9 protein-coding genes are annotated in these 8,516 nt (G+C 38.9%); 4 read left to right on the top strand and 5 right to left on the bottom strand.

Annotated features, from left to right (window positions below):
* Positions 1-203: 203 nt before the first annotated feature.
* From cmoA to K2N75_RS03055, 5 genes are read right to left on the bottom strand one after another with little or no spacing between them, the layout of a single operon-like run.
* Positions 204-911 (bottom strand): carboxy-S-adenosyl-L-methionine synthase CmoA, encoded by a 708-nt coding sequence (gene cmoA / locus K2N75_RS03075; protein WP_297681479.1) that lies wholly within the window; start codon positions 909-911, stop codon positions 204-206.
* Complete coding sequence (locus K2N75_RS03070) at positions 904-1,863, bottom strand: bifunctional riboflavin kinase/FAD synthetase (RefSeq protein ID WP_297681478.1); 960 nt, start codon at positions 1,861-1,863, stop codon at positions 904-906. The genes cmoA and K2N75_RS03070 overlap by 8 nt, the downstream gene beginning before the upstream one ends.
* The gene (locus K2N75_RS03065; RefSeq protein WP_363318419.1) at positions 1,817-2,560 is read right to left on the bottom strand and encodes a TlyA family RNA methyltransferase; all 744 of its coding nucleotides are present in this window, start codon (positions 2,558-2,560) and stop codon (positions 1,817-1,819) included. Before K2N75_RS03065 ends, K2N75_RS03070 begins: the two co-directional genes overlap by 47 nt.
* Before the next feature lie 27 nt (positions 2,561-2,587).
* On the bottom strand, positions 2,588-3,133 hold the full coding sequence (locus K2N75_RS03060; RefSeq protein ID WP_297681474.1) for a hypothetical protein: 546 nt from the start codon (positions 3,131-3,133) through the stop codon (positions 2,588-2,590).
* On the bottom strand, positions 3,130-4,458 hold the full coding sequence (locus tag K2N75_RS03055) for a UDP-glucose/GDP-mannose dehydrogenase family protein (protein WP_297681472.1): 1,329 nt from the start codon (positions 4,456-4,458) through the stop codon (positions 3,130-3,132). The genes K2N75_RS03060 and K2N75_RS03055 overlap by 4 nt, the downstream gene beginning before the upstream one ends.
* A 142-nt stretch (positions 4,459-4,600) precedes the next feature.
* Here K2N75_RS03055 and K2N75_RS03050 point away from each other — a divergent pair, with 142 nt between their 5' ends.
* The 4 genes from K2N75_RS03050 (at position 4,601) to murI (ending at position 8,402) form a co-directional block, all read left to right on the top strand.
* Positions 4,601-5,515 carry an aspartate carbamoyltransferase catalytic subunit gene (locus K2N75_RS03050; protein ID WP_297681470.1) on the top strand — a complete coding sequence of 305 codons (915 nt, stop codon included), beginning with the start codon at positions 4,601-4,603 and terminating at the stop codon, positions 5,513-5,515.
* The gene (locus K2N75_RS03045) at positions 5,515-6,138 is read left to right on the top strand and encodes a LysE family translocator (RefSeq protein ID WP_297681468.1); all 624 of its coding nucleotides are present in this window, start codon (positions 5,515-5,517) and stop codon (positions 6,136-6,138) included. Before K2N75_RS03050 ends, K2N75_RS03045 begins: the two co-directional genes overlap by 1 nt.
* A 179-nt stretch (positions 6,139-6,317) precedes the next feature.
* Positions 6,318-7,643, top strand: coding sequence for a transcription termination factor Rho (rho, locus tag K2N75_RS03040; protein ID WP_115550640.1), 1,326 nt, complete (start codon positions 6,318-6,320; stop codon positions 7,641-7,643).
* Between the two features lie 3 nt (positions 7,644-7,646).
* Positions 7,647-8,402, top strand: coding sequence for a glutamate racemase (gene murI, locus K2N75_RS03035; protein WP_297579278.1), 756 nt, complete (start codon positions 7,647-7,649; stop codon positions 8,400-8,402).
* The last annotated feature ends 114 nt before the right edge of the window (positions 8,403-8,516 follow it).

Below are 8,516 nucleotides of genomic sequence, written 5' to 3'. Positions count from 1 at the left end.
ATATCCTCCTTCTATCAAAATCAAAATTCCTAATTATAACACTTCTATGAACTTTAATGTATCGTAACGAACAAAAAACCCGAATAAATGCTGACTTTTCCTTTTCATTGCTACAAAAAGTAACTTTATCATAGTAGAATCTTTTTGCTATCAAAAAGTTATTGTAGTTTTTGAATTGTCAAATATTTTAAGACCCTTACACCTCACTCTTTCATCGCAATAAAACTCGCAAAATTCACCCAGCGGAAAAGTGTCTCCACACACTCAAATCCCGCCTTTAAAAACATTTCGCGATTCTCTGCCTCGCTATAAGGCACAAGCACATTCTCCAATGCCTCACGCTTTTTGGCAATCTCAAAATCGCTATATCCCTGCTTTTTTTTGTTTGCCAAATAATAAGCAATCATCTTGAAATCCAGCTCCTTATGTTCCACGATGACCTTTTCAGAAGCGATAAAAATGCCCTTGGGATTCAGGCAATCATAGATTTTTTGCACCAACTTTTCGCGCTGAAGCGGGCGGATAAATTGCAAAGTGTAATTGGCTATCACGACATCGCTTTTAGGGAAATCTACCTCCAAAATATTGCCGCAGATAAGGTTTGCGCGCATTTCATACGCATTTAGTTTATTCCTCGCTATCTCTAGCATAGATTCCGCATTGTCTATTCCATAGAGATTCAGCGGAAACTCCGACTTAGAGGCGATTTCTATTAGCATCGCCCCCGTGCTTGTGCCTAAATCTAGCAAGGTGGAATCGGGTTTTAAATACATTAGCGCAAAGTCCGCACAAAGTCCCAAAACTTCCTTATAATAAGGGATAGAGCGGCTCACCATATCATCAAATACACCCGCGACTTTCGCGTCAAATTCAAATTGTTTTTGCGGATTCTCTGCAAAAATCTTATCCATTGTTTATTCCTTTGGAACTTGCGATTCTGCTTTGGAATCCCTCGTTTGTGCCGCCTGCACTCTCTGCATTCTTTTGGGATTCTCTATTTTCACATTTCAAAGCCTTATAAGCCCGCTCAATATCTCGCCCAATCTGCTCTTTTAACTCGCTTAAATGCTCAAAATGCTTGTTTTCGCGCAAGTATTTCACAAGAAAGAATCCCGCTTCCTTTTGCTGCACTTCTAGCTTCATTCCGAGCAAATGACCCTCAATCGCAAAAGATTTATCTGTGCTTAGACGATTGCCAATAAAAATTACCGCGGGATACTTTGGGGATTCCACACTTTGTGCGCCTAATTGCACAAATCCTGCATACACTCCCTCTTTAGGGAGTAAAAATCCATCGTTTTGCAGATTAATCGTCGCGACAAGCTCCTTTGCGCCAATCCCCTGCCCGCGCACGATTCCGCCACGAATCTCATAGGGACGCCCTAGCAGTTTGTTTGCCTGCTTTAAATTACCATTAATCAATAATTCCTTGATTAACCCACTATGCACGGAAAGCTTTTTATAAAACACCTCCTCTACCACAACCACCTCTCCTTGAAATCTCTTTTGCAAGTCAAAAGTGTAGTAATGCCGCTCCTTGCCAAAACGAAAATCATACCCCACAACCAAACATTTTAAATTAGGCAGAATCTCCAACAAAAACTCCACAAACTCCTTGTCGCTTTTGCTGCGGACATATTCCAAAGGCAGTGAAAAAATCGGACATTTAGCGTAAAATGCGCGATATTTTTGAGGCAGCAACTCGCCTTGATTGCTTTCAATGCACAAAATCGCGCCCTTATCGCCTAATTTTTCAAAAAGAACTTGGTGTGCGCTGTGCATTCCATCAAACTTCCCAAGTGCAAGACTTGTGATATTATGCGCTAGGCTTGGTTGTTTGGCAAGCGATAAAAAACTCAACATTTCCTTCCTTTCCTCTCACTTTGGATTCCTCACAAACTAGAATCCTAAAGCCCTCGTTTTCTAAAAGCGCAAGTGTCTGCTCTAACGCTACTTTCGCGCTTTGCGATTCCATTAACACGCCCCTTTTATTGCGTTTTGCTTCCACACCCACTTCAAATTGCGGTTTGAAAAGCAAAATCAAAAGTCCGCTTGCTAATGCCTTAATTGCGCCCAAAATATCCTTGATAGAAATAAAAGAAACATCGCAAACCACAAGCGAAAAAGTTTGCGATTCTGGATTTTCTCTTGCAAAGTTACGAATATCTGTGCGTTCATAGAATCTCACGCGCGGATTCTGTCTCAAGCTTGTATGTAGCTGATTGCTTCCTACATCTACACACACGACAGATTTTACACCTGCCTTTAACAAAACCTCGCTAAATCCTCCCGTGCTAGCCCCAATATCTAAGGCATTATATTGCTGAAAATCCTGCTTTAGATAGGGATTGGATTCTAAAAAATAATACAACTTCTCCCCTGCACGACTGACAAAACGCAAAGATTCCAAAAAGGAAATGGAATCGTGAGATTCCACCTCACAAGAAACCCTCTTGCATACTTTATCATTCACGCAAACCTTGCCCTTTTTGATGAGGTTTTGCGCCTTGTTGCGCGATTCACACAAACCTAATTTCACGCAAGCAATATCCAATCGTATTTTTTGTGTGGGTTGCGAATCTTGCAATTACTTTCCTTTTAAATCCTCTTTACTTAAGCCTTTAAAGCCAAATTTTAAGGAATTTTCACCAAATTTTGGGTGGCTTAACACGAGCGTTAAGCTATCTTGTATGCGTTTATTTTGCGGCGCAAATTCAACCAAATAGTATTCTCCCCAACGCATAGCATTTTGCTGCATTAACCCTTGTAAATCTTTACTTTGCAGTTGGGTAACTTTTATCGGAGATTCTCCATTGCTTAAAGTCAAGCGGTAGCCATTTTTTAGGAATCCTAAGGAATTTTGCTCACTTTGATACACATCTACAAAAAACACTTCTCCCTTTTCGTGTGGATAGTTTTTCTCATCATAGGCATTTAAATGCACCGCGATTAGGACAATCCGCGTAATCTCATCAAAGACTAGCTCACTTTTGCGTGTCGCCTGAATATAAGATTCTTCAGGCTTAGAGGGAATTAATCGGGATTTAAAGGATTCTAGTTTCGCGCACCCATTCAAGAGAAATAGGCTTATGATTCCAAAAATCAAGAATCGCATAAAACAAACCCACTTCATTGCTTCACACCAATTTCATAATAAGTAAAACCAAGCTCTTTAAGCCTTTTGGCATTGTATTGATTGCGTCCATCAAAAATGATAGGCGTTTTTAAACGCTCTTTGATTTCCAAAAAATCTGGACTTCTAAACTCTTTCCATTCTGTAACTAGCACGAGACAATCACAATTTTCTAATGCGTCGTATTTGTTTTTGGCGTATAAAATATTTGGAATCCCTTTGAGATAAAATTGCTGTGCTTCTTGCATTGCCTTAGGGTCATACGCTTTTACCACCGCACCGCGCGCAATTAATTCGTTGATAAGAACAATAGAAGTTGCCTCGCGCATATCGTCTGTTTCTGGCTTAAAACTAAGCCCCCAAAGGCAAATTTGCCTTTCACTTAAATCATTGCCAAAATGCTGCACGATTTTTTTACCCAAGATTCGCTTTTGTTCATAATTGACTTGCTCTACCGCGCAAATCACCTTAGGATTCACTCCATTTTCTAATGCAATTTTAGACAAGGCTTTCACATCTTTTGGAAAACAACTTCCCCCATAGCCACAGCCCGGATAAATGAAGTTGTATCCTATGCGCTTATCGCTTCCGATTCCAACGCGGACATCATTCACATTTGCGCCCACTGCTTCGCAAATATTTGCAATTTCATTGATAAAGCTAATTTTCGTTGCCAACATTGCGTTTGCCGCATACTTTGTCATCTCTGCGCTTTTAATGTCCATTACAATAAATCTATCACGACTGCGGCAAAAAGGAGCATAAAGCTCCTTTAAACGTTCCTTTACCCACTCTTCCTCTGCGCCAATAACTACGCGGTCTGGCTTAAGAAAGTCATTAATCGCATCTCCCTCCTTTAAAAACTCTGGATTGCTTGCGATTCCAAATGGAATCTTTTTCTTGCGTGCTTTTAGTGCTTCCTCAATCGCTGCTTGAACCTTTTGTGCAGTGCCAACAGGAACGGTGGATTTATCTACGACAATGAGTTGCGATTCCATTGTTTCACCAATTTCTTTTGCAGCTTGGAGCACATATTGCAAATCCGCACTTCCATCTTCACCCATAGGCGTGCCTACCGCAATAAATACAATTTCACAATTTTTTAATGCCTCTTGCAAGGAAGTCGTGAAATATAAATTACCATTTTGATAGTTTTTATTTACAAGTTCCTCTAAACCCGGCTCATAAATAGGAATCTCACCGGATTTGAGCTGTGCGATTTTGGATTCTACCACATCTACGCAAACAACTTTATTTCCCATTTCTGCGAAACAAGTCCCGCTTACTAATCCCACATATCCTGTTCCAATCATTGCTATATTCATTAAGATTCCCTTTGAAATTCATAAAACTTTCGCATTTTAACATAATCTTATTCCAAATAACAAAAACCGCAAAGGAAACTTAAAGCAAAATAAATTTATAATTTTATTGTTTAAACTTCATAAAGACTTGCAAGGTTGGATTATGGCGCGACATCTCTTAGAAACTAAAGATTTCAATAAGAACGAAGTGGAACAAATTTTGGATTTAGCTCAAAGCTTTTTAGAATCTAAACCTAGAAATAGCTTAAATGGGCATATCGTTATTACAATCTTTTTTGAAAACTCCACCCGCACACTCTCTAGCTTTGAAGTTGCGACTAAAAGACTAGGTGGAAGTGTTGTGCGTTTAGATGTTTCTCGCAGCTCCACTGCAAAGGGAGAAACACTTTTTGACACTGCAGCGAATCTCAACGCAATGAATCCAAGCGCGATTGTCGTCCGACATAGAAACTCCGGCGTGCCAAACATTCTTTCTCAATATGTTTCTTGCTCTATCATTAATGGAGGCGATGGCGCACACGCGCATCCGACACAAGCACTTTTGGATTTGCTCACCTTACGCAAACATTTAGGCAACTTAGAGGGCAAAAAAATTGCGATTGTAGGCGATATTCGCAATTCGCGTGTGGCTAATAGCAATATTGAACTTTTAGGTAGATTTGGAATGGAAGTGATTTTGGTAGGTCCTCCACACTTTATTCCAAAAACCTCCTTGCGTCATTGCTTGTTTTTAAAAGAAGTCATTGATGAAGTAGATGCGGTAATGAGTCTGCGCACACAAACAGAGCGACACGATTGCCCGATATATTCAAGCTTAAAAGACTATGCAAGTGATTATTGTATCACGCAAGAAATCTTTGGTAATCGCGAGATTATCTTATTGCACCCCGGACCTGTACATCGCAATATTGATATTAGTGATGCAATGCTAAAAGACCCGCGCTGCAAAGTATTAGAACAAGTAACAAATGGTGTCGCAATTCGTATGGCAGTTTTAGAAACACTCATTACACACAATAGTGGCTCAAAGATTCCCAAAAACTTCCCTTACTTTTAATGTTTGAGTTATTCAGTTTAGCAGCAGTGGGATTCATCACTGCATTAACGCCTGGTCCAGATATTTTATTTGTGCTTAGGAACACACTAAGTTATGGCGCAAAAATTGGATTTTTAAGCCTCTTTGGAATCTTTTGTGGCTGGGTTATATTTCTAAGTCTTGTGTGTTTTGGTTTTGCACATCTCATACAAGGAGCACTGATTCAAGGTATTCTTTGCGCAGTTGGAGGAATCTATTTAGGTTATATTTCCTACCTTTTACTATTTAAAGTAAATTCAAATGTTGATTTAAATCAAACAGAATCCAAAACACAATTCCATAGCCCCTATACTTTTATGCTAAAAGGTATGCTCGTTAATCTCTCAAACCCTAAAGCAATTCTATTTTTTGGACTTATTATTACACCTTTTATGGATAAGCATTTAAAATTAAGCATTCTCGTGTTGCTCATTGCGCTCACTCTTGCCTTTGTATCTGTAATTTTCATTGCGACATTTTTCCGTAAATTTATCAACAACACACTTTTTAGAGTGATTGATAGAATTTGCGGAATCGTCTTTATCCTTTTTGGGATTCTGCTTTTTATCAATAGCTACCGCAGTTTAATGGATTTTATTGCATAAGATTGCGCTTTAATCTTGACAAGATTCTGCTTTTAGATTAAAATTCCGCTTTACTTCATTGCAAAATTACAAGGAACTGCATAAGGACTTCGTGGATTTTAACATCTGATTCTTTATATTCATTTTTTACATTCTTTAAAAACTTTTGCAAGGAATCTTAAATAAACTTAAGGTAACAAATGAGCGAAAACAATTCAAACAAAAAAGAACACAAAACCCGCACTCATACACCTGTTGAGGGTTATACGATTGAAGATTTACGCGCAAAATCCATTAATAAACTTGCAGAAATCGCAAAATCTTTGGGTATTGAAAATCCACAAGAATTTTTGCGTCAAGATTTGATTTTTGAGATTCTAAAAACACAAGTGAGCAAGGGTGGATTTATCCTATTTACAGGAATCTTAGAGATTACAAGCGAAGGGTATGGATTCTTACGCGCCATTGATGAAAATTTCTCTGGCTCGCAAAATGATGCTTATGTGAGTAGCACACAAATTCGCAGATTTACTCTAAGAAATGGAGATATTATCACAGGACAAGTTCGCTCTCCAAAAGACCAAGAAAGATATTATGCTCTTTTAAAGGTAGAAGCCATCAATTATCAATCTCCAGAGGAGATGAAAAATCGCCCACTTTTTGATAATCTTACGCCTCTCTTTCCAACAGAACAAATCAAATTAGAATACAATAGCTTTAAAATCACAGGCAGAATGTTGGATTTATTTGCTCCTATTGGAAAAGGACAGCGCGCACTCATTGTCGCACCTCCAAGAACAGGTAAAACAGAGCTAATGAAAGAGCTTGCCTATGGAATCACCCAAAACCACCCAGAAGTAGAACTGATTGTCTTACTCGTAGATGAACGTCCAGAGGAAGTTACCGATATGGAACGGAGCGTGAAGGGTGAAGTTTATAGCTCCACCTTTGATATGCCCGCTAACAACCATACGCGCGTAGCAGAACTTGTCGTAGAAAAAGCAAAAAGAATGGTGGAAATGGGCAAAGATGTTGTGATTTTGCTAGATTCTATTACGCGTCTTGCAAGGGCTTATAACACCGCCACGCCTAGCAGCGGTAAAGTGCTTAGCGGTGGGGTAGATGCAAATGCCTTACACAAACCCAAACGATTCTTTGGAGCGGCAAGAAATATTGAACAAGGTGGTAGCCTAACGATTATCGCAACTGCACTAATTGAAACAGGCTCTAGAATGGACGAAGTGATTTTTGAGGAATTTAAGGGCACAGGCAATAGCGAAATTGTCTTGGCGCGCCATATCGCAGAGCGTAGAATCTATCCTGCAATGGATATTCTAAAAAGTGGCACACGCAAAGAAGAATTGCTCTTAGGTAGCGACAAATTACAAAAAGTTTGGGTATTGCGCAATGCGATTCATCAAATGAACAACGAGATTGACGCTCTGACTTTCCTTTACTCCCAAATGCAAAAATCCAAAGACAATGAAGAATTTTTAAATATGATGAATAACGACGCAAAAGATTAAAAGATGATTCCACAAAGAATTGGTGTATTTGATAGCGGCGCAGGAGGCATAAGCGTCCTAAAAAGTCTTATCCATTCCCATAACTTTAGCGAAATCATCTATTATGGAGATACTGCGCGCGTTCCCTATGGTGTGCGTAGCGCAGAAACTATTGCACAATATTCCCTAGAGGCACTAGAATTTTTTAAAAGTTTTGATTTGGATTTACTTGTGATTGCCTGTAACACCGTGAGTGCTTATGGCTTAAAGGCTATGCAAGAAGTTGCGCCCTATCCTATTGTTGGTGTGATTGAGCCGGGAGTTTTGGCACTTAAAAACAAAATCGTCAATAAAGATTCCAAAATCTTAATTCTAGGCACAAAAGCGACAATTCAAAGCAAGCTTTATAGCGAGCTTTTAGGATTTGAGGGTTATCATAACACTTTTGGGCTTGCCACGAGTCTTTTTGTGCCTATTGTGGAGGAAGGCATTTTTGAGGGTGAAATCTTGGAAGCAACGATGAAACACTATTTTGCCCTCTATTCTCAAACACCAGAAGCCATTATTTTAGGCTGCACACATTTCCCTTTAATTGCGGATTCCATTTCACATTATTATCATCACAAGCCCCTGCTTATTCATTCAGGAGAAGCCATTATGGAATATTTACGAAATTCTTATATTTTAAAATCTTTTGACAACACTCCAAAAGTAACTTTCTATGCAAGTGATAGCGTGGAAAAACTAGAAAGAATCGCTAAAATTTGGCTTGCAAAATAAATTCTATTTCTAAACATTATTGCTTGATTTTGCAATGATTTGCGAGGTTTTTGCCATAAAATCCACAAAAAAAGCTAAAATTTATTTTTATTTTGATATTTTATATCTTTTACA

It is taken from the genome of Helicobacter sp. (assembly GCF_029067145.1).
Taxonomy (GTDB): Bacteria; Campylobacterota; Campylobacteria; order Campylobacterales; family Helicobacteraceae; genus Helicobacter_D.
The sequence above is the reverse complement of the archived record's forward strand: the minus strand, read 5'-3'. Positions and strand labels throughout refer to the sequence as shown.

Coding starts and splice junctions, on each gene's coding strand:
- cmoA (WP_297681479.1), bottom strand. CDS start 911: ATGGATAAGATTTTTGCAGAGAATCCGCAAAAACAATTTGAATTTGAC.
- K2N75_RS03070 (WP_297681478.1), bottom strand. CDS start 1,863: ATGTTGAGTTTTTTATCGCTTGCCAAACAACCAAGCCTAGCGCATAAT.
- K2N75_RS03060 (WP_297681474.1), bottom strand. CDS start 3,133: ATGAAGTGGGTTTGTTTTATGCGATTCTTGATTTTTGGAATCATAAGC.
- K2N75_RS03055 (WP_297681472.1), bottom strand. CDS start 4,458: ATGAATATAGCAATGATTGGAACAGGATATGTGGGATTAGTAAGCGGG.
- K2N75_RS03050 (WP_297681470.1), top strand. CDS start 4,601: ATGGCGCGACATCTCTTAGAAACTAAAGATTTCAATAAGAACGAAGTG.
- K2N75_RS03045 (WP_297681468.1), top strand. CDS start 5,515: ATGTTTGAGTTATTCAGTTTAGCAGCAGTGGGATTCATCACTGCATTA.
- rho (WP_115550640.1), top strand. CDS start 6,318: ATGAGCGAAAACAATTCAAACAAAAAAGAACACAAAACCCGCACTCAT.
- murI (WP_297579278.1), top strand. CDS start 7,647: ATGATTCCACAAAGAATTGGTGTATTTGATAGCGGCGCAGGAGGCATA.